Source organism: Sciscionella marina DSM 45152, assembly GCF_000379465.1.
In the GTDB taxonomy this organism is placed as follows: domain Bacteria; phylum Actinomycetota; class Actinomycetes; order Mycobacteriales; family Pseudonocardiaceae; genus Sciscionella; species Sciscionella marina.
Window position 1 is genome coordinate 127,752 of sequence record NZ_KB905392.1, and the last position, 20,682, is coordinate 148,433.

Annotated in this window: 20 protein-coding genes; 3 read left to right on the forward strand and 17 right to left on the reverse strand. The window is 68.7% G+C overall.

The annotated features are described in order from the left end of the window. Window positions 1–265: 265 nt before the first annotated feature. Window positions 266–1,813 carry a protein kinase domain-containing protein gene (locus A37U_RS0117435; protein ID WP_020497944.1) on the reverse strand — a complete coding sequence of 516 codons (1,548 nt, stop codon included), beginning with the start codon at window positions 1,811–1,813 and terminating at the stop codon, window positions 266–268. Window positions 1,814–2,306: 493 nt separating this feature from the next. Here A37U_RS0117435 and A37U_RS0117440 point away from each other — a divergent pair, with 493 nt between their 5' ends. Further along, window positions 2,307–3,353 carry a C40 family peptidase gene (locus A37U_RS0117440; protein WP_020497945.1) on the forward strand — a complete coding sequence of 349 codons (1,047 nt, stop codon included), beginning with the start codon at window positions 2,307–2,309 and terminating at the stop codon, window positions 3,351–3,353. Window positions 3,354–3,372: 19 nt separating this feature from the next. Here the strand turns inward: A37U_RS0117440 and A37U_RS0117445 are convergent, their stop codons facing one another. The 10 genes from A37U_RS0117445 to A37U_RS0117490 all read right to left on the reverse strand — a co-directional run bounded on the left by A37U_RS0117445 (window position 3,373) and on the right by A37U_RS0117490 (window position 12,961). Further along, window positions 3,373–4,542, reverse strand: a complete 1,170-nt coding sequence (locus A37U_RS0117445; protein WP_020497946.1) for an amidohydrolase family protein — start codon at window positions 4,540–4,542, stop codon at window positions 3,373–3,375. Further along, window positions 4,539–5,027 (reverse strand): (2Fe-2S)-binding protein, encoded by a 489-nt coding sequence (locus A37U_RS0117450; RefSeq protein ID WP_020497947.1) that lies wholly within the window; start codon window positions 5,025–5,027, stop codon window positions 4,539–4,541. The genes A37U_RS0117445 and A37U_RS0117450 overlap by 4 nt, the downstream gene beginning before the upstream one ends. Then, on the reverse strand, window positions 5,024–5,896 hold the full coding sequence (locus A37U_RS0117455; protein ID WP_020497948.1) for an FAD binding domain-containing protein: 873 nt from the start codon (window positions 5,894–5,896) through the stop codon (window positions 5,024–5,026). The genes A37U_RS0117450 and A37U_RS0117455 overlap by 4 nt, the downstream gene beginning before the upstream one ends. Continuing rightward, a complete protein-coding gene (locus A37U_RS0117460) occupies window positions 5,893–8,157 on the reverse strand; it encodes a xanthine dehydrogenase family protein molybdopterin-binding subunit (RefSeq protein WP_020497949.1) in 2,265 nt (754 codons plus the stop codon). The genes A37U_RS0117455 and A37U_RS0117460 overlap by 4 nt, the downstream gene beginning before the upstream one ends. Further along, window positions 8,157–8,921 carry an ABC transporter permease gene (locus A37U_RS0117465; protein ID WP_020497950.1) on the reverse strand — a complete coding sequence of 255 codons (765 nt, stop codon included), beginning with the start codon at window positions 8,919–8,921 and terminating at the stop codon, window positions 8,157–8,159. Before A37U_RS0117465 ends, A37U_RS0117460 begins: the two co-directional genes overlap by 1 nt. After that, window positions 8,918–9,742: an ABC transporter permease gene (locus tag A37U_RS0117470; protein ID WP_020497951.1), complete on the reverse strand. Its 825-nt coding sequence runs from the start codon at window positions 9,740–9,742 to the stop codon at window positions 8,918–8,920. Before A37U_RS0117470 ends, A37U_RS0117465 begins: the two co-directional genes overlap by 4 nt. Then, window positions 9,739–10,539: an ABC transporter ATP-binding protein gene (locus tag A37U_RS0117475; protein ID WP_020497952.1), complete on the reverse strand. Its 801-nt coding sequence runs from the start codon at window positions 10,537–10,539 to the stop codon at window positions 9,739–9,741. Before A37U_RS0117475 ends, A37U_RS0117470 begins: the two co-directional genes overlap by 4 nt. Window positions 10,540–10,562: 23 nt before the next feature. After that, window positions 10,563–11,555, reverse strand: a complete 993-nt coding sequence (locus A37U_RS0117480; protein WP_020497953.1) for an ABC transporter substrate-binding protein — start codon at window positions 11,553–11,555, stop codon at window positions 10,563–10,565. Beyond that, window positions 11,552–11,722 (reverse strand): hypothetical protein, encoded by a 171-nt coding sequence (locus tag A37U_RS51605; protein WP_020497954.1) that lies wholly within the window; start codon window positions 11,720–11,722, stop codon window positions 11,552–11,554. The genes A37U_RS0117480 and A37U_RS51605 overlap by 4 nt, the downstream gene beginning before the upstream one ends. A 246-nt stretch (window positions 11,723–11,968) precedes the next feature. Further along, window positions 11,969–12,961, reverse strand: a complete 993-nt coding sequence (locus tag A37U_RS0117490) for an LLM class flavin-dependent oxidoreductase (RefSeq protein ID WP_020497955.1) — start codon at window positions 12,959–12,961, stop codon at window positions 11,969–11,971. A 161-nt stretch (window positions 12,962–13,122) separates the two neighbouring features. On the opposite strand from A37U_RS0117490, the gene A37U_RS0117495 reads away from it, so the two are divergent. Beyond that, complete coding sequence (locus tag A37U_RS0117495) at window positions 13,123–13,704, forward strand: SRPBCC family protein (protein WP_020497956.1); 582 nt, start codon at window positions 13,123–13,125, stop codon at window positions 13,702–13,704. Between the two features lie 16 nt (window positions 13,705–13,720). On the opposite strand, the gene A37U_RS0117500 is transcribed toward A37U_RS0117495, so the two are convergent. Beyond that, window positions 13,721–14,401: a GntR family transcriptional regulator gene (locus A37U_RS0117500; RefSeq protein WP_020497957.1), complete on the reverse strand. Its 681-nt coding sequence runs from the start codon at window positions 14,399–14,401 to the stop codon at window positions 13,721–13,723. Window positions 14,402–14,530: 129 nt separating this feature from the next. On the opposite strand from A37U_RS0117500, the gene A37U_RS0117505 reads away from it, so the two are divergent. Beyond that, on the forward strand, window positions 14,531–15,208 hold the full coding sequence (locus tag A37U_RS0117505) for an alpha/beta fold hydrolase (protein ID WP_020497958.1): 678 nt from the start codon (window positions 14,531–14,533) through the stop codon (window positions 15,206–15,208). Here the strand turns inward: A37U_RS0117505 and A37U_RS0117510 are convergent. The 5 genes from A37U_RS0117510 to A37U_RS44130 are packed head-to-tail and all read right to left on the reverse strand — an operon-like array spanning window position 15,198 to window position 20,654. Then, a complete protein-coding gene (locus A37U_RS0117510) occupies window positions 15,198–15,788 on the reverse strand; it encodes a TetR/AcrR family transcriptional regulator (protein WP_020497959.1) in 591 nt (196 codons plus the stop codon). The genes A37U_RS0117505 and A37U_RS0117510 overlap by 11 nt on opposite strands. A gap of 7 nt (window positions 15,789–15,795) precedes the next feature. Beyond that, window positions 15,796–16,632, reverse strand: coding sequence for an ABC transporter ATP-binding protein (locus A37U_RS0117515; RefSeq protein WP_020497960.1), 837 nt, complete (start codon window positions 16,630–16,632; stop codon window positions 15,796–15,798). Beyond that, the gene (locus A37U_RS0117520) at window positions 16,629–18,341 is read right to left on the reverse strand and encodes a dipeptide/oligopeptide/nickel ABC transporter permease/ATP-binding protein (RefSeq protein WP_020497961.1); all 1,713 of its coding nucleotides are present in this window, start codon (window positions 18,339–18,341) and stop codon (window positions 16,629–16,631) included. Before A37U_RS0117520 ends, A37U_RS0117515 begins: the two co-directional genes overlap by 4 nt. Beyond that, window positions 18,338–19,279, reverse strand: a complete 942-nt coding sequence (locus A37U_RS0117525; protein WP_020497962.1) for an ABC transporter permease — start codon at window positions 19,277–19,279, stop codon at window positions 18,338–18,340. Before A37U_RS0117525 ends, A37U_RS0117520 begins: the two co-directional genes overlap by 4 nt. Window positions 19,280–19,319: 40 nt before the next feature. Further along, on the reverse strand, window positions 19,320–20,654 hold the full coding sequence (locus A37U_RS44130; protein WP_020497963.1) for an ABC transporter substrate-binding protein: 1,335 nt from the start codon (window positions 20,652–20,654) through the stop codon (window positions 19,320–19,322). Between the last annotated feature and the right edge of the window lie 28 nt (window positions 20,655–20,682).

The following is a 20,682-nucleotide window of genomic DNA, read 5'->3' on the forward strand; positions in this document are numbered from 1 at the left end:
TCGGCGGACCGCCCACCCACGATCTGGAGGACATTCTCCTTGATATCGGGCGCTTTCTGCGACCCGCGGTTTCGACGGTCGATGATTTACCGGGATCGCTGGAGCCACGACCGTTCCTTCGACGCACGGATGAATCGCACCGGTTCGCGCCGATGGCTGGTTGAGGTGAAGGTCGGAATCATCACCTGGGAGACGCAGGACACGGATCGCCCGAGCGCCGGGTGAACCGTCCCGTCTACGCACGACGCGGCTGCCTTCGCGGTGCCTATCCGGAGTCGTAGGTCGGGTAATGCTCGATCTGGCCGAGAGTATCCGGGTTACACGCGGCGAAGGAAAGCTTGTCCGGGGTGCAGACATAGGTGCCTTCACCGTTCTCCCCGCGTTTCTCATCGCCGGGCGGGGGCGTGTTGCTCGGCGGTGGCGGAGCGGCCCCGATCGTCAACGTGACCGTCGAACCCTTGTCGATGTTCGCCGCCGCACTCGGGTCGGCCCGCACCACCCGGTCGACCAGCGATGGATCACTGACCGGGGTGCGGTCCGGAGCCGTGACCGCCCGCAACCCGAGCTGTTTCAGCTCGCCGGTGGCCGCCTCGGGAGTCTGCCCGTTCAGATCGGAGGGAACCTCCACCCGCTGGGCGGGCGCCCCGACATAGACCGTGACGGGGCTGTCCGGGGCGAGCGTGGCGCCGGGCCGCGGATCGGTGCGCAACACCGTGCCGACCTGCCCGGTCTCGCACGGAGCCGGAGCCCCACCGGCGCCGGGCTGGCAGGGCACGGGCCGCTGGCGGGGGACCAGCCCCCGTTGCCGCAGCTGCTCGGTGACCGCGGATTGTGGCTTGCCGTCCAGCTTCGGCAAGGTGACCCGCTCCTCCCCCGACGAACCGAACACCGTGCCGACCAACCAGACCACACCGACGAGCACGACCACACCGAGCAGTCCGAGCAGGATCGGTTTCCTGCGCCGCGCCGACACCACCACCAGGTCGCGCGCCGGGCGCGCGCCGGATCCGCGCCGCACTGGATCGGGCGGCGGTGTCTCGGCCAGCACCTCCATCAGTGCGGAGCGCAGTACGGACGCCGACTGGTAGCGCTCGGCGGGATTGCCCGCCAGCGCGGTGCGCACGATCGCGTCCAGCCGCGGGCCGAGCAGCCGATGCCAGCTCGTCGGTGGACCACCCGCCTCCGGCGGCACCCCGACCAGCAGCTCGAACAGCAGGGCGCCCACGGCGTACACATCCTCGCTCACGTCCACATCGGCGCCCGCCTCGCCGGCGCCGGACACCATGGCGAAGTCGAGCACCTTCACCGCACCGTTCTTGTCGAGCATCACCTTCGACGGGCTCAGCGCACCGTGCCCGAGGCCGTTGCGGTGCGCGAATTGCAGCGCCACACAGACATCGGCGACGATCTCGAGCGCCCGCCGTCGTGGCAGCGGACCCTCGGCCGCGAGGATCCGGCGCAGCGTACGGCCGTCGACGTACTCCAGCACCAGGTACGGCAGAGTGCCCTCGGCCGTGCCCTCTTCCTCGGCCGTGCCCTCTTCCTCGGCCGTGCTCGGTTCCCCGGCCTCGCTGGTCTCCCCCGCGTCATAGCAGGCCACGATCGCCGGGTGGGTCAGGACGGCCACGTGCTCGGCACGGCGGCGGAACCGGGAGCGCAGCGTCTCATCGTGGATCAGATCCTGGCGCAACAGCTTGATCGCGACTTCCCGGTCGAGCCGGGTGTCCTGGGCGTGCCGCACCTCGGAGGTGCCACCGCGCCCGATCACCTCGCCGAGCCGATAGCGCTCGCCAAGCCATTCCTTCTCGCTCACGATGTCTCCTCGCTGACGCTCGTCACCATCGCTCGCCCAGCACAGCGGCCGAACCCACCTGCCATGACATCCGCGCCGACAGTATGCCGTAACCCGGAGCGGGTGCGATACCGAGCGGCCGGGTGGCGGAGACCGATCGCAGAGATCTTTTTGCAGAGAAAGTTCTGCAAAAAGATCTCTGCGGAACTCCCCAACCACCGCGCAGGAATCGCACCGCCCTGGCATGTGCCCCGGCGCCAGGGCCTCGGCGGGCTCGGCGCATACTTCCCCGCCGCTAGGATTGGCCCCCGGTTCCACGCGCTACCCCGGACCCGTGACCGCGATCACCGCCCCGCCGCGCGCCGCATCGGCCGGACGGCCGATCGGACTCCCCCGCACCTGCCGGGAGACCGGGCGGTGCCCGGCCGGACCCGCTTGCTAGGCTGTGCCGCCAGATCTACTAACCCAGTTAGTAGAGAGCCTATAAACCCCGGTAGCCCACGGAGTGATGTGCATGGCGGCGAAGGAAAAACGTTCGGCGGCACGGCGGCGTACCGGTTACGCGGTTCTGCTGGCCACGACGGTGCTGTCCACGACCCTGGTCGCCGGGACCTCCGCGAGCGCCGATCCACAGCAGCCGGGTGACGCGGCGGGCAAACTGCGCGAGCTCGCCAAGCGCGCCGAAGTGGTCACCGAGCAGGTCAAGCAGGCCAAGGAGAACTACGCGGCGCACCAGGACGAGCTGCGTCGGGCCAAGGCGGACACCGCGGCGGCCGAGAATACGGTCGCCCAGGCGCGGCAACGCCAGGAGGCACTGCGGGGCAAGGTCGACCGGCTCTCCGCCTCGGCCTACGAGGGCACCCCGCTGAGCAATGTGTCCGTGCTGATGACCAGCGAAACGCCCCGCGCCCTGCTGGACCGGGCCTCCGCGCTGAACGTCCTCGCCGATGACAAGAAGTCCGCGTTCGACGCCTTCTCCGCGGCGACCTCGGCCGCCGAGGACGGGCAACGGCAGGCGAGCGCCGCACGGGACCGCGCCACGAATGCGGTCACCGAGGCCGGGAAACAGCGCGCCCGGCTGGTCGCCCGTAAGAAGGCGATGGACGCCGAGATCGCCAAGGTGCGCAGCCAGTACGACTCGCTCAGCTCGGCTCAGCGCGCGGACTACGCGGGTCCGGACAGCGATGTCGGACCGCTGGCCGGTTCCGGTGCCGCGATCGCGGCGGTGAACGCGGCACTGGGCAAGCAGGGATCCCCCTACGTGTTCGGTGCGAAAGGACCGTCCACCTTCGACTGCTCCGGGCTCGTGGCGTGGGCCTACCGCCAGGCGGGCGTCTCGGTGCCCGCGGGGACCCAGTCCCAGGTGGGGTTCGGCCGCTCCGTCTCGGAAAGCGAGATGCGTCCCGGGGACGTGGTGTTCTACTACAGTTCCGCCAGCCATGACGGGATCTACATCGGCGGCGGCAAGGTCGTGCACGCCCCGACCGAGGGGCAGAACGTGAAGGTCGCCGATTACCGCAGTATCGGGGACGTGCACTCGGTGCGCCGCTTCACCACCTAGCGGTACGTCGCCAGCTGGCTCAGCGCCAGCGCAGACCGCGTTTCGGCGGCGGGGTCTGCTCGCTGCGCGGCGCGACGAGGGGTGCACCGTCCACGAACACCGCCGCGATCCCGGGAAGATCACCGAGCGCGAAGCATTCGAGCACGTCCTCGCCGGTCGATCCGGTGATCGGGCCGAGCACGAGCAGATCGGCCGGTGCACCGGGTTCGAGCACCCCGGTGTCCAGCCCGTGTGCCCGGGCGGTCACCCCGCTGGCCGAGGCCACCGCGGCGACCGGGTCGAGCCCGCACAGTGAGGCGAGGAAACAGATGTTGCGCAGCATCCCGCGCGGAATCACCCCGGTTCCGCCCGGTGTGTCGGTGCCGAGGGTGAGCCGGGCGACCGCGTTCTGTTCGATCAGTTCGGTCACCACCAGCTTGGTGGCCCGGTGGTTCATCGAGCTGCACACCTCGAGGGCGACATCCGGGAGTTCGCGCGCCATGCGGAGAATGTCCGCGTCCGGCGCGGGAATCGGTCCACCCGAGATGTGCCCGATGACGTCGGGCCGCACGGTCTCGGCGATCTCGAACCCGGCAACCCGGCTCGAACCGGAGCGCGAGACACCTCCGGAGTGCAGCTTGACGGTGATTCCCCGCTCCCGCGCCCATTTCCGGTAGTGCACGGCTTCACCATCGGGCAGCCGGTTCCAGTCGTAGAAGATGAACTTGGCCTGATCGATGCCCTCGGCGGCGGCCCGGTCGAAATGTTCCTCGGTCATCCCCGGTACGAGCAACAGGGTTCCGGCATCGACCTTCACCCCGGAAGGACGCGCCCGGCCCGTGGTGTGTTTGGAGGTGATCGCGATGGAGAGCACCAGTTCCGGGGTCAGGGCGGTGAAATCCAGTCCCGGGATGTGCAGTTCTCCCGCGGACACCATGGATGTGGTGCCGCCGTGCAGATAGTTGTGGATCCAGCCGGTGCTGTTCTGCGCCGGGGTCCACTCCCCGAAGGTCGGGTGCACGTGCCCGTCCACGAGGCCGGGGATGACATCGAGCCCGCCTGCGGAGAGCACCCGGTCCGGGCTGGGGTGATCGGCACCGATTCCGGCGATGATCCCGTCCTCGATCAGCAACGTGGTGTCCCTGATCGGTGACCGGTCCGGGCTTCCGGGGACCAGCACCCCGATGTCCTCGATCAGCACTACGGTCATGCGTCGTCCCTCGTTTCCGTATCGTTGCCCACTTCGAGTACCGCTTCCACAATGCCCTGGTAACCGGTGCACCGGCAGATGTTGCCGGAGAGGGCCTCGCGCACGCCGTCCTCGGTCAGTGGCTTCCCGGACTCGTTGTCCTGCAACAGTTCCGTCGCAGTGATGAGGAATCCGGGGGTACAGAACCCGCACTGCAGGCCGTGCCTGCGGGCCAGGCATTCGCGCAGCGGGCGCGCTTCGGCCCCGAGCCCCTCGACCGTGGTGACCTCCCTGCCGTCCGCCTGCGCGGCAAGCATCAGGCAGGCCCGCACACTGCGCCCGTCGACGAGCACCGAACACGCCCCGCACACACCGTGTTCGCAGCCGAGGTGGGTACCGGTGAGCCGCAGTTCCTCGCGCAGGAAGTCGGCGAGGCTGAGTCGGCCCGCCACGGTGCGGCGGAACCGGGTGCCGTTCACCATCACCTCGATCGGGATCTCTGTCATGTGTTTTCCCCCGCCCGCTCGGTCGCCGCCTCCGCCGCCTCGCTGATCGCGCTGGCGCACAAGGCTTTCACGTACTCGGTGTCCGGATGCGAGGGTTCGCTCAGCGCCGCGAGCCGCCAGCCGAGGCCTTCCCACAGCCGCGGTTCGGGGAGCTCACCGAGTACCGGGGCGGTTCCCTCACGCTCATCGAAGAGCAGTGGCCGGTCGGCCGCGTTGAGCAACCCGATGCGCAACCCGGCGATCCGCCCGCGCGCATCCAGGCTCAGCAACACCCCGGCGCCCGCGAGCGCGTAATCCCCGTGCTGGCGCGCGTATTCCACGAATCCCCAGCCCTGCCCGGGCCGGATCGCGGGCACCGTGATCCAGGTGATCAGCTCATCGGGTTCCAGGGAGTTCGCGTAGAAGGAGACGAACAGTTCCTCGGCGGACAGCGCGCGTTTGCCGCGGGTCGCGGATTCCACGTGCACGGTCGCGCCGAGGGTGACCGCGGCGAGTGGCAGTTCGGCCGCGGGATCGGCGTGGGCCAGCGAACCGCCGATCGTGCCCTGGTTCCGGATGCCGAGGTGCCCGATGTGCCCGGCCGCGGCATGCAACAGCGGTGCCCGCGCGGCGACGAGTGGATCGGTCTCGCACGTGCGATGCCGCACCAGCGCGCCGAGCACGAGCGCCTCGGTGTCGTCGAAGACCCGGGCCAGTTCGGTGAACCGGCCGATGTCGAGCAGCGTGGCCGGACGTGCGAGGCGCAGATTCATCAGGGTGAGCAGGGATTGCCCGCCTGCCAGGGGTTTCGGATCCGGGAGGGTGGCGAGCCCGTGCAACGCTTCGCCGACGGATTCCGGGCGGTAGTAGGTGAATTCCGCGGGTTTCACGCGAGCACCGCCGCCTTCCGCAGTGCGCCATGGATCAGCCCGGGGTCCAGCGGTGTCGCGGCGCAGTGGATCCGGCCGCCGAGCGCGTCGTCCACCGCGGCGGCGATCGCCGGATAGGCCGCAATCGTGCCGCTCTCCCCCGCACCGCGGGCCCCGATGGGATTGTCCGGGGTGTCCACGTGCAGGTGGGCGACCGCCACGTTCGGCACATCGGTACTCAGTGGGAGATGGTAGGCGGCGAACGTGGTGGACAGCGGCTGGCCCGAGGGCGCGTAACCGTACTCCTCGAACAGGCTTCCACCGATTCCCTGTGCCACACCGCCGAGAATCTGGCCGCGCACGATCTCCGGGTCGAGCTCGTTACCGCCCTCGTGCGCGACCGCGTACCGTAGCACGCTGAGCATTCCGCTGCGCCGGTCCACGGCCACGATCGCCGCGTGCACGCCCATCGTCCAGGTCACGGTCCGCGGCCGGTAGGTCTCGGTCACGTCCAGTGCCGTCGGATCGCCGCGGGTGTGCGCGGCGATCCCGCCGAGTCCGATCTCGGCTTCCCCGCGGCGGAAAACCCCGCCCGCGTATTCGACAGGACCGCCGAGCACCTCCTGCGCGAGTGCACGGGCACGATCGAGCAGCCGCATCGCGCCGTTGTGCACCGCGGATCCGGCGACCACCGCCGAACGGCTGGCAAAGGTGCCGATGCCATCGGGCAGCCGTTCGGTATCGGTGGGGCGGTAGCGCACCCGGTCCTCCGGAATGCCGAGCGCCGTCGCGGCGACCCGGCCGAACACGGTGGCGTGCCCCTGCCCGGCGGCCGCGGCCCCGGTGGCCAGTTCCACCGCGCCGTCGTCGAGCACACGCAGCCGCGCGGTCTCGTACGGTCCGCGCGCGGTGGCCTCGAGATAGCAGCCGAGGCCGTAGCCGAGCAGGGCGCCGGGATGCTCGGCACGCAGCCGTTCGCGTTCGGTCTCCGGGAGCAGGTCCCGCACCTTGGTCAGGCAGGCGCGGTAATCCCAGCCGTCATAGACGATCGGTTCGCCGTCCCGGTACGGAATCGGGCGCGGATAAGGCAGATCCGTATCGGTGAGCAGGTTGATCTCGCGAATCCGCGCGGTCCCGATCCCGAGCTCGGCGGCCGCCGCGTCCAGGGTCCGCTCGAGCGCGAAGGCCGCCTCGGGCCGTCCGGCGCCCCGATACTGCGCGACGATCGTCTTCGTGGTCAGCACCGCGCGCCCGGACATCCGCACCGCGGGGATCCGGTATGGGCCGAGCGCATGCACCGCGGTGTTCGCGACGATTCCGGCCACCCACAGGCTTCCCGCTCCCACATCGACGAGGAACTCGTCGCCCCAGGCGAGGATCCGGCCCTGCCCGTCCACCGCGAGCCGGGTGCGGTGCACCTGATCGCGGCCCTGGGCGGCGGAGAGCAGATGCTCCTGGCGGTCCTCGATCCAGGCGAGGTCGAAGCCGGTCTGCCTGGCCAGCACGGCGAGTACGATCTCCTCGGCGTACACGTTGGCCTTCGTGCCGAAACCGCCGCCCACATCGGGAACGTGCACCACGATCTCGTGCTCGGCCCAGCCGGTGACGGTGCGGACGGCGTTGCGCACCAGGTGCGGTATCTGGGTGGAGGTGGTCAGGTCCACCCGCCGCAACCTGCGGTCCGGACGGGCCACCGCGCCACGGGTTTCCAGCGGCACCGCCCCGTGGCGACCGATCCGGTATTCCCCGGACACCACACGATGCGCGCGCCCGAACGCGTTCTCCGGGTCACCGAACGAATATCCGATACGCGCGATCTCGTTGTCCGCCAGGTGATCATAGAGCGGTTCCGCTTCGAGCGCGGTGGCCGCGTCGGTGACCGGTGCGCGTCCCCGGTAGGACACCGTTACCGCCTCGGCCGCGTCCTCCGCGCGGTACCGGTCGGTGGCGATCAGCACGACGATCGGCTGGCCGACATAGTGCACGCGTTCGGTGGCCAGCAAGGGAATCCGCTGCTCGGCCATCTGGAAACCGGTCGCCTCCGCGAAGGCCGGGTTGGGCGTGGTCAGCACCGGAAGCCGCGCCCCGTCCAGGCCGAGGTCCGCCGCCGTGTACACGCCGAGCACTCCCGGCATGGCGCGGGCAGCGGCGGTGTCGATGCCGAGGATGTCGGCATGCGGTTCGGTCGAGCGCACGAACACCACCTGGTGCGCGCCCTCGGCCGCGTCCGCGGCGAACCGGCCCTGCCCGGCGAGCAGCGTCCCGTCTTCGACACGTGCCATCAGCGCAGCCTCTTTTCCCAGCGCCACAACAGGATCGAGATCACGAAGGCGACCGCGATGAGCAGCACCACGGTAGCCACCATGACCGGATAGTCGCCGTGGTTGTAGGACTGCAGCACGACCCGGCCGAGTCCTCTGCGGGTGGCGAAAAACTCCGAGAGCACCACACCGACCACCGAAAGGCTCACCGCGAGCCGGAGCCCGGCCAGCAGCGGGCGCCGGATCGCGGGCAGGATCACGTAGATCAGCTTCTGCCACGGGTTCGCCTGCACAGCCGAGGCGAGTTTCCAGTACACCCGCGGCATTTCGCGCACCCCCGTGGCCACATTGATCAGCACCGGGAACAACGCGAACAGCACGCCCATCGCGACCTTCGCCCCGATGAGGCCGAACAGCGGAAGCAGCACCGGATACAGCACGATCTTCGGGATCCCGTTCAGGATCACCAGCAGCGGTTCGAACCACAGCCGCGCCCGTTCGGAAAGACCGAGCCCGAGCCCGATCAGCCCGCCGAGCAGGGTGCCGATCAGGAACGCCTGGAACACCGACTGTGCGGTCACCCGGAGATCGAAGATGTACGAGGCGTCGGTGAGGTTCGCCCCGAGCACCTCCAGGGTGCGGACCGGGGCCGGGATCACGAAGGTCAGGCTCGAACACAGCTGCCAGGCGAGGATCACCACGATGAACAGAGCCAGCCCGCCCACGAACTGGTTGTCCAGCAACCGTTTCGGCATCCCGCCCCGGTTCGGCGCATGGACGGTCATCGGCGGCCTCCCGTGGACAGCACTCGTTCCACGCCCTGCAGGGAAAGCGTGATCACGCAGGACAGGACGAGTACCGCGAAGATGTAGCCGAACATCTGCTCGCTCTCGAAGGTCTCGTACAGATAGCGGATCCGGTACCCGAGCCCGGCCTGTGCGGTGGTGAACTCCATCGCGATCGCGCCGATCAGCGAGTACACCACGCCCATCCGCAGCCCGGCGAGCACGAAGGGACCGGCCGCGGGCAGCGCGATCGAGAACAGGATGCGCCGCGGCCCCGCCCCGACCGAGCGGGCGAGCTTCAGGTACACCGGCGGGATCCCGTTCAGCCCGACCGTAGTGTTCAGCGCCATCGGGATCATCGCCATCACCGAGGCGAGAATGACCACCGAACTCGCGTTGATTCCCACGAGCACGATCATCACCGGGTAGAACAGCACGAGCGGCACCGCGTAGAACGAGACCAGATAGGGCTCGAAGGCCCGCCCGACCCTCGGCAGTTTCCAGAACAGCACCCCGGCGAACAGCCCGAGCGTGCACCCGAACACGATGGATAGCAGCACTTCGAGCGCGGTACGCCCGAGGTCGCCCCAGAATTCGCCGGTTCCGAGCAGCCGCCCGAATTCGGCGAGTACTGTGGACGGGGCGGGCACGTCGGCCTCGCTCCACAGACCGAGCGCGGAACAGGCCTGGAAGATCAGCCCGAGCACGACGATCAGCACCGCGGTCGCCACCGCGCTCGTGGCCCCCTTGCCCAGCCATCGGCGCCGACTGACCGGTTGCCGCGCAACGGTTTCCGCTCGTTCGGTAAGCCGCAGTGTCATGCCCGCGCGGCTTCCTGTTGCTGGAACCCGCGCATCGACTCGGCCTGCAGCACCGACCAGATCCGGTTGTGCAGTTCGTTGAACTCATGGCTGGACACGATCGCCGGATCGCGCTGTGCGGGCAGGTCGACCCCGACCACCTCGAGGATCCGGCCCGGCCGGTAGGACATCACCCACACTTGCTGGGAGAGCAGGATCGCCTCGGAGAGATCATGGGTCACGAACACGACGGTCTGCCCGGTGCGCTCCCAGATCCGCCGTACCTCCGCGCCGAGGAAGATCCTGGTCTGCTGGTCGAGCGCGGCGAACGGCTCGTCCATCAGCACCACCTCGGGCTCCACCGCCAGCGTGCGGGCCAGTGCCACCCGCTGCCGCATCCCGCCGGAAAGCGTTGTGGGGTAAGCGTTCTCGAATCCGGCGAGGCCGACTAGTTCGATCGCCTCGCGTGCCCGGCTGCGTTGTTCCCCCTTGCCGACCCCGTTGCACTGCATGGCGAACCGGACGTTGTCCTCCACGGTGCGCCAGGGCAGTGTGGAGTCCTCCTGGAACACCACTCCGATCGAGGGATCCGGCCCGGTGACCGTCTTCCCGCCGATCGCGACCGCGCCCGAACTCGGCCGCTGTAGCCCGGAAATCACCGCGAGCAGCGTGGACTTCCCGCAGCCACTCGGTCCGACCACCGAGACGAAACTGCCGTCGGGCACGTGCTCGGTCACCGATTCGACCGCGTGCACCGCACCGTCAGGTGTGTCGAACCGGACGGACACCTCGGACATCTCGATACCGCTTGGTTTCATCACGTCTCCGATCCGGGAATGAGTCAGCCGCCGAACGCCGAGGTTCGGAGCCCGGCGGGCAGATAGCGCTGGTCGAGTGTGGTCCGCCAGTCCACGGGGTGTTCGATGAGACCACCGGAGACCATCAGGTCCGAGAGCCGGCGCAGGCCGTCCGGGTCCACCCGGAGCGAGTACCCCTTCGCCAGATCCGGAGTGTCGGTCAGTGCCCGCGTCATGGTCGGCGCGGACACCCCGGTCAACGGAGCGAGCGCTTTCGCCGCTGCCGCCGTGTCATGCACGACGAAGTCGTCGAGTCTGCGCACCACACGGAAAAACGCGCGCAGATTCTCCGGTTTCCGGTTCGCGTAGTCGTTGTTCACCGCGACGAGATCGGCGGGCAGATCACCGAGTACCTTGCGGGCATCGACCAGGATCTCCGCGCCCTGCTGGATCTTCTCGGTGGTGAACGGCTGCATCGACCAGCCTGCGGTGATCTTGCCCGCGCGCGCGGCGGTCCAGTTGTCGCCCATCCCGCCGACCGCCTGGGTCTCCACGTGCAGCTTGCGCTGCAGCCCGCGCACGAGCAGTTCGGTCGAGGAACCGCCGGAGCTGTAGCCGAGTGTGGGCTTCGGCGCATGCTGCCCGCGCGGCGCGATCCAGTGGAAATCGTTGAGCTGGAACCACGGCGCGACCACGGTGAGGTTCGCGCTGTGCTGCCGGGAGGCGAGCACCACCGAGGTGTTGCCCGCGATCGCCAGGTCCGCGTCCCCGGTAGTCAACACCCGCAAGGTGTTCCCGCCACCGCCCCCGGAGTAGAGACTGACATCGAGCCCCTCCTTGGCGAACCAGCCCTTGTCGATGCCGACCTGCAGGATCGCCATGAACGGCAGGCTGTCGGTTCCGGTCGCGGAGATGTTGAGCCGGTTGCCGCCGCTGCGCCCGCCCGGGCCGTCCGCCTCGTTGACGCACCCGGTCGCGGCCAGCAGCAGCACGAGCACCCCGAACAGTACCCGGACCGAACGCGCGATCCTGGTCATGGCGCATCCGATCGGCGCGCCCGGAAGAACCGGGACAGTTCGAGCCCGAGGGCGGCGCTGCCGAGCACGACGGCGAGCTGCATCAGGTTCGGGGCGGGGGCGGGAACCTCGCCCGCGGATACCGGTGCCGCCGTTGCCGGTGCGGTGCTCCCGTCCGCTTCGGTCACCGGACGATGCAGCGCGGGCGGAGCACCCGGGGCCGCACTGCCCGGAGCGGGAAAACCTGTCTCCTGAATTGCTGTATCGACTGCTCGGCTACTCACTCGCTCCGCTCCTCACTCGCCAGAGCTCGCTACGATGCTCACTCGATCGGCGCCTTCGCGTAATCGACTGCTCGGCTACTCACTCGCTCCGCTCCTCACTCGCCAGAGCTCGCTACGATGCTCACTCGATCGGCGCCTTCGCGTACCCGTTCACAGCTGGTCGACGAGCCCGGCGAAGGTCCTGATGGTGCCCGCCCTGCTCTCCCCCGGCCGGACGAACGGCACGATCGAGACCTGGTCCACGCCGAGTGATTCGATGTCCCGCAACCGTTTCAGGCATTCCTCCGGGGTACCGGCCAACGCGAACAGATCGACGAGCTCGTCGGGGACCAGATCGGCGTGCGCGGCCTCGGTGTCCATGTGATGGTAGTAGTCGTAGGACTCACGGATCCGGTTCACCGCCGCTTCGAGGTCCGGGTCGATGGGCGCCGGCAGCGGGCGGATGCACACCCGGGACACGTGCGCGCGCACCAGATCCCGGGCCCGCGTGCGGTCGGTGTCGATCGCGGTGGGGGTCCACAGCACGATGCGCAGATCCTCCAGGGTGCGCCCGCTTTCCTTGGCTCCCTCCTCGATGGTGCGCAGCGCGCCCTCGATGAACTCCGGGGCGGTGCCGACGAGCACGATCACCCCGTCGGCGATCCGCCCCGAGAGTTTCAGGATCTTCGGCGCGGAAGCGGCAATGTAGACCGGGATCCGGGCGGGCTCGGACAGGTAGTTCAGGTGGTACCCGGCCCCGCTTTCCGGTTCGGTGACCGTGTTCCGCGCGAACAGCTCGCGCAGTTCGGCGATCGAGGCCTCGAGCTCGGCGAGCTTTTGCGGCGTGAGTCCCATAGTGCGCAGCGAGGAATCCCCGGTGCCGATCCCGAGCACCACGCGGTTTCCGGTGTACTCCGCGAGCGTGGCCCAGGACGAGGCCAGCACGGAGGGATGCCGGGTCACGGCATTGGTGACCCCGGTGCCGAACACGATGCGTTCGGTGCCGACGGCCGCCGCCCCGAGCACGGTGCTCGACTCCCGCCAGATGTTCTGCGAATCGCCGATCCAGACGTTGTCGTATCCGAGTGACTCGGCCAGATGGACGTAGTCGCGCATCGCGCCGACCGGCTCGGTCGGGAACAACCCGACACCTTTGCTCAGCATGTTCCGGCTGCCTTCCTGCGTCACCGCGGTGGCGCATCGCTCTTCGACACTGAAGCTGGCAGATACTGTATCTTGTATCCGAAATCCAATACCAGGGTTTTCTGCGCCGAATTTGCCGCGAGCCCCGGCGAACCGGCGTCCACCAGGGCGAAGGAGGCCGAATGGAACTGGTCAACGAGTTCTCGGTAGCAGCGGAGCTGGCCGCGGCGTGGTCCGTGTTGACCGATGTGCCCGCCGTGGCGTCCTGCATCCCGGGAGCGAGCATCGAGGAACAGGACGGCGCGCGATATCGCGGACGGGTCGAGGTGAAGGTGGGACCGGTGAAGCTGGGCCTCGCCGGTGCGGCCACGGTGCTCGAACAGGACGACGATCAGCACCTGCTCGTGGTGCGCGGCACCGCCAAGGACGGCACCGGTCAGGGCAGTGCCGAGGTCACGATCACCATGCGCGCCCGGGCCGGGGGCGCGGGCACCACGGATGTGCGCGTGACGACCGAACTCGACCTCGGCGGGCGGATCGCGCAGTTCGGCAGTGGGGTGATCAGCCAGGTCAGCGGGCGGATCGTGAAGCAGTTCGTGGCCCGGCTGGACGCGCTGCTCGGCGGCGAGAACGAACCGGCGGCCGCGCCACCGGCACCACGCAGACGGCTCACACTGCCACGCCCGGAACTCGCCCGGACCGGACTGCTCGCACTCGCCGGGCTCGCCTTCGGTCTGGCGCTGGGCAGGGCGTTGAACGGCTGAGCCCGCAACGGGCGGCCTACTCGGCGAGCGCTTCGCGGATGTGATCGATGGAGCGCTTGCGATGCTCGTGATTGAGCGCGATGACCCGGTCGGTGTCCCGCTCCGCCATCGCCTCGGTGATCAGCACGTGCTCCGTGTTCACCTTCGACATGTCCATCAGCTCCGCGTACAGCGGGCGGTAGGCATCGGCGGTGTTCCACAGTTGCGCGACGATCCGTTTGGTGCGCTCCATCGAACTGCGCGCGAAGGTCAGTTCGTGGAACCGGCGGTTGGCCACACCCAGTGCGATCAGGTCCGCGTCCTTCGCGGCCTCGTCCATCTCGGCCATCGCCTCGCGCATCTGCGTGATGTCCTCCCCGGTGACCTTCGGCATCGCATCCCTGATGAGCTCCGCCTCAAGGACATCGCGCAGATGGAAGACCTCGGCGAGCTCATCGACGGTCAGCTTGGTGACCCGGTAGCCCATGTGCGGGGCATAACTGACGTATTCCTCGGCCTCGAGCCGTTTGAGCGCCTCGCGGATCGGGATCCGGCTGACGTTGAACTTCTCCGCGACCGCGTCCTGCACGATCACGCTGCCCGGCGACCTTTCCCCCGTGGTGATCTCGTGCCGCAATGCCTCGAAAACCGCCTGCTGCGCGGTCTTCGGCCGGACGAAAGCCGTCTCACTGCTGTGGTGCGCGGTCTGCTTGCCCATGGCCCCTGACGGATCTGCTCATAACGCTCGGTGGACGGGTGGTCGCTGGATAGTTTATCCGATCTTGCCGCACTTGGGGGCGGCGCCATTGTACTGGTCCGGCATCGATTTTTAATCTACGATCGTAGAATGAACGCTCCGTTCGTACTCTTCCTGCACGGTTTCGCCTCCACCGGGGCGCGGGACTGGCCGTCCGTGGACTGGGCGGACCCCTTGGCCCGGTCCGGCCGGAAGGCGCTGGTGGCCGATCTTCCAGGGCACGGTTCGGCTCCCCCGATCGGCTCGGACGAGGACGGCACCCTGGACCGGGTGCTCGCCCGGCTCGGTTCGGCCGCGCGCGCGGCACCCACCGCGCAGATCGATGTGGTCGGCTACTCCCTCGGTGCCCGACTGGCCTGGGATTTCGTCGCGGCGAGCCCGGTTCCGGTGCGGCGGCTCGTGCTCGGCGGGCTGAGCGGCCAGGATCCGTTCGCCGCGGTGGATGTGGCCGCGCTGCGCTCGGGTGCCGCTGCCGATCCGCTCACCGCCGCGATCGCCGAACTGATCGCGGCCGACGGCCGGCCCGCGGAATCGCTGATCCGGCTCGTCGCGGGGCTCGCCCGCAGCCCCTTCGATCCGGCCGCGAATCCTCCTCCGGTACCCACCCTGGTGCTCGCCGGGAACCGGGACACGATGGCCGCGGATCCGTCCCTGCTGGCCGGTCACCTCGGCGATGGAGTATCCGGACTGGTGCCGGGCGACCACCGGGAAGCCCTGCACAGCACGGAGTTCCGCGACCGGGTACTGGATTTCCTGGTCAGCGGGTGATGTGCCGCATCAGCCGATGCACGTACGCCTGATGTTCCGGGATGAGGGACCCGTCCGGATACATCAGACTGGTGACATTGGCCCCGATCGAGGTGGAGATGATCTCGCTGGCCAGTGCGGTCACCTCCGGCGCATCCTCGGGTTCACCGTGGCCGCGCACCGCGGCGATGCGTTCGGCCAGCCGGGAGCGCCAGCTCGCCAGGTGCGCGCGGTAGAGCTCGGCCAGTTCCGCGTTGGCCACCGAGTACTCCCACAGGGCGAGCAGTACCCGCGCGGAGGCGATGCGGTATTCGTCGAGTGGCAGCGCGGCCTCGACGTAGTGGCGCAGCGATTCCTGGGAGCTCAGCGCGGGATCGGTGTCCCCCATGCGCTCGCTCATCTCCGCGAGCACACTCTGGAAGGTCGCCGCCACGATGCTGTCCTTGCTCGGGAAATAGCGTTTGAGGGCGCCGTTCGCGAATCCCGCGGCGGCCGCGATGCTGCGCATCGTCGCGGCGTCGAATCCGCCCTCGATGATGAGCTGCTTCGCGACCTCGATGATCTCGCGGCGCCGCTGATCGTGGTCGATGATCTTCGGCATGGTCGGCTCAGTTTACCGGGGTACGGCCCTGGCCGCGCAGCCGGAGCCAGGTCTGCCTGCGCTCGGCCTGGCGCACCGGATCGGCGACCGGCGAAGCAAGCCGCAGCTCCTGCGTATAGGGATGGCTGGGCGAACGCACCACGGCCGAGCCCGATTCCACGATCTCGCCCCGGTAGAGCACGCAGGCGCGATGACACAGCCGGTGCACCACACCGAGATCGTGCGAGATGAACAGATAGGACACGCCCGTCTCCTGCTGGATCTCGAGGAACAGCTCGATGATCGCCGCCTGCGTTGTCAGGTCGAGCGCGCTCACCGGCTCATCGCAGACGATCAGCCGCGGTCGCCGGACCAGGGCCCGCGCGATCGCGATGCGCTGGCGCTGCCCTCCGGAGAATTCGGCGGGATAGCGGGAAACCGCCGCTGCGGGAAGCCCGACCCGGTCGAGCATCTCCGTGGCCGCACGGAGCGCATCGGCCTTCGATTCTCCTGCGGCGAGCAACGGTTCGGCGATCGTGCGGCCGATGGTGCACGTGGGTGCCAGGGAGCCGTACGGATCCTGGAACACCACCTGCAACTCGGCGGCCAGCTCCCGGCGTGCGGCACCGCGCAGCCCGGTGATATCCCGGCCGCCGAACCGCACCGTTCCGGAGGTGATCCCGGTCAGGCCCAGGATCGCCTTGCCGAGCGTGGATTTCCCCGAGCCGCTTTCCCCGACGAGACCGAGGCATTCACCGGCACCGATCGTCAGGCTCACCCGGTCGAGTGCGCGAAACCGGTCCCGGCGGCCCTTGCGGTATTCCACCACCAGTTCGGTGACCTCGAGCAGCGGTCCGGCGTTCATGAGCGCACCGCCGCGTCGAGTTCGGCCCGCCCGGGAGTATCGTCGAGGGAGGCGGCGATCAGGCGCGCGGTATAGGGATCGGCGGGACTCCGGAAGGTGTCCCGGACATCGCCGCACTCCACGATCGCGCCGTCCTTCATCACGACGACGCGATCGCAGATATCGGCCACCACACCGAAATCGTGCGTGACGATCACCAGCGTCATGCCGTACTCCGCCCGGAGTTCCCGCAGCAGTTCGAGCACCTCGGCCTGCACGGTGACATCCAGGGCCGTGGTCGGTTCGTCGGCGATGAGCAACCCGGGAGTGGCCGCGACCGCGCCCGCGATGAGCACGCGCTGCGCCATGCCCCCGGAGATCTGGTGCGGATAGGCGGCGAGCACCCGGTCCGGATCGGGGATGCCGACCCGGCCGAGCATCGCCCGCGCCCGCTGCCGCGCCTCGGCCTTCGGCAGCCCGTGCACCGCGCGCAGCGGTTCGGTGAGCTGGTATCCGATCGTGTAGCACGGATCCAGATTGGTCATCGGTTCCTGTGGCACGTAGCCGATCTCGGTGCCGAGCAGTGCCTGCCGCGCACCGGAGGCGAGCCCGAGTACCTCGCGCCCGCCGATCCGGATGCTGTCCGCGCTCGTGCGCGCCGCCGTGGGCAACAGGTCGAGCACCGAGAACACGGTCTGGGATTTGCCCGAACCGGATTCGCCGACGATGCCGAGCACCTCACCGCGCGCGGCGTCCAGGGTCACCCCGTCGACCACCCAGCCGTCCGGATAACCGACGCGCAGATTCCGTACCCGCAGCGCGCAGTCCTGTTCCGCATGGCGCAGTGTCCCGCTCGGTTCCCTCGGCACGGTGACCGTTCCGCTGCGCGGCTCTCCTTCCCTGGTGTACGCGTTGACCACGTCGGCAAGGGTGGACCCCAGGAAGGCCACCGCGGCGATCGTGATGCCGAGGGCGAGCGAGGGCCACAGCAGGATCAGCGGATAGCTGAGCATCGTGCGGAAACCGTCGTTCATCATCTCGCCCCAGCTGGGTTCGGTGGTCCCGATACCGATGAACTGCAGCCCCGCCTGCATGGCCATGGAAAGCCCCGCGGCGAGCGCGCTCTGGATGATCACCGGTGCGCGGACCGCGCGGAGCAGATGCGTGCCCAGGATCCGGGGCGTGCCGATCCCGGCGACGATCGCGGCGTCGATGTACGGCTCACCGCGCACCGCCTGCGCACGCGCGCGGGCGATCCGGTAGTAGCCGGGGGCGGTGAACACGCCGACGGTCACCATGATCACCGTGAAGTTCACCCCGGTCCCCGCGGCCACGATGAGCAGCACCACCATGCCGGGAACCGACTGCAGGCCATCGCTGATCCACGAGCAGATCCGGTCGGTGCGCCCGCCGAGATAGCCCGCGGCCACCCCGGAGGGAACCCCGAGCAGCACACCGGTGAGGCAGGCGGCGACCGCGCCGTAGAGCGTGCTGCCCGCACCGTAGAGCAGCCTGCTGAGGATGTCGCGTCCCGCCGAGTCACCGCCGAGCGGATGGGCCGCGCTCGGCGGAGCATGGGTGATCGTGTAGTCCACGAAACCCGGGTCGTACGGGGACAGCAGCGGAGCGAACACGGCGAGCAGCAGCACGGCCAGCAGGACGATGAGGGCGCCGAGTCCGAGCGGCTTGCGCAGGAAACGGGCCAGTGGGCCGCGATTAGGGGCGGTCATTGATCACGCACCTTCGGATTGACCCACCCGAGGACGAGGTCGAGCAGGAAGTTGACGATGACGACGAACACGATCGTCACCACGGTCAGGCCGAGCAGGATCGGAATGTCACCGATCTGCGAGGCCGATTGGGTCAGCGTGCCGATACCGGGGAGATTGAACACCAGCTCCACCACGATCGCCCCGCCGAGCAGGCCGACGAAGGTGAGCGCGAGAACGGTGAGCGCGGCGGGTGAGGCATTGCGCAGCACGTGCACGGTGATCCGGCGCGTGGAGAGGCCCCGTGCCCGCAGGGTGCGCACGAAATCCTGGTTCGCCACCTCGAAAAAACCGTTGCGCAGTTGCTCGGCGACCATGACGATCGCGCTGAGTGCCAGCGCGATCGAGGGCAGCGTGATCGAACGCAGCCAGCCGAGCACCGACTCGTCCGGAGAAACATAACCGACCGCGGGGAACCAGCGCAGCTGGATGGCGAACCACATGATCAGCACCAGGCTCACCCAGAATCCGGGCAGCGCGAACAGCACGACGGAGGCGAACTTCAGGCAGCGATCCAGGATGCCGCCCGGACGCCTGCCGCTGGCCACCCCGATCACCAGACCGAGCAGCGCGGCAAGCAGTGTGGCGGTGAGCACGACCGAAAGCGTGACGGGAACCCGTAATCCGATCTGTTCGGAGATCGGCTGGAAATTCCGCCAGGAGGTGCCGAAATCACCGCGGACCGCGTGGCTGAACCAGTCCCAGAACTGGACGAGCAACGGCCGGTCGAGGCCGAGCTTCTCCCGTAATGCCTGCCGTTGCGCGGGTTTGGCGCTGTTGCCGAGCAGTCCCGGGGTCGGGTCGCCGATCGCGAGGTGCGCGAGAAAGAACGAACCGCAGGTGACCACGAGCAGCAGCACGATCCCGGAGACGAGGCGCCGGACGATGAAGGTGAGCATCTCGGACTTCTTCCGCCGTGGTGCCGAGGCCGCGGATTGATCAGCCTCGCTGGATGAACCGCAGCGTCGGGAACATCATCCCGGTGATCGGGGTGACCTTGATCCCCCGGACGCTGAAGTAGGTGTTGTCCGCCTGGTACCACACGTTCTGCCAGGCCAGCCCGACGAGCGCGGTGTCGAGCCTGCGGATCAGCTCCGGGCGCCGATCCCCGGCCGCCGTACCGAGCTCACCGAGGATCCGGCTCAGTTCCGGGAAGGCGTTCACCGAGGGATCCGGGTTGTACCAGGACCGGGAGGTGATCCGGTTGACCACGGTCGCGGCCGGATTCGCGTCCAGGGCCAGCACGGCGAGGAACATCGGGTAGGTCGGTGCGTTCTTCTGGTAGTCCGGTTGGGACATGTTCTGCCAGCTGACCCGGATGCCGAGCTGGCCGAGGGTCTGCTCGGCGGCGGGCTGCAGTTGCTGGTAAGGCTGGGACATCGGCATGGTCACCGGGAATCCCTGCGGATAGCCCGCCTCGGCCATCAGCTGCCGGGCCCGCGCCAGATCGTGCGCATAGCGCCGGTCGAGGCCGGGTTCGTACCCCGGCTCGCCCACGGGGAACAGCTGGTCGCTCACCGTGCCCGCGCCGCTGGCCACCGCCCGGAGGATCGCCGAGCCGTCGAAGGCATAGCAGATCGCCTGGCGAACCCGGATGTCTCCCAAGGGTTTCAGCCGCTTCCCGGTGTGGTCGGCGAACTGGATGCCCACCGAGGTGGCCACTTTCGAGGCGATGTTCCAGCCGTTCTGCCGCGCCTGCGGGATGTTCATCGGATTGGCGTAGTTGACATCCAGCTGACCGGAAAGCATGGCGTTGAGGCTCGCGGTCTGATCCGTGATCGGGAACAACCGCACCGTGGCGAAGGGATACCTACCGCTGTCCCAGTGCCGCCGCTTCTTGCCGAAGGTGTACTGCGAACCGGAGGTCGTCCCGGCCGTGTCCAGGGTGTAGGGGCCGGAACCGACGGGTTTCCCGGCGAGGGTGCCCGCCCGGATCGCGGCCGGCGCGGCCATCCAGCTTCGGCCGAGCCCCATGAAGTACAGCAGCGCGTCATCGCGCTTCCGCAGTCCGAGAATCACGGTATCCGCACCCGCGGCGGTGATGCTTTCCACCGCTCGGTACACCTCCCCGGACCGAGTCCCGGTTTTCAGATGGCGCAGGTTCGCCACCGCGGCCGCGGCATCGAACGGCTCACCGTCGGAGAATCGCACTCCGACGCGCAGATGCATGGTCAGTTCCCGGTGATCCGCCGAATACTTCCAGGATTTCGCCAGCGCCGGGATCGGCCGCGCATTCTTGTCCAGCGCGACCAGCGGATCGTAGACCGCGGACAAGTAGGGTCCGTCGAAACCGATATCCGCA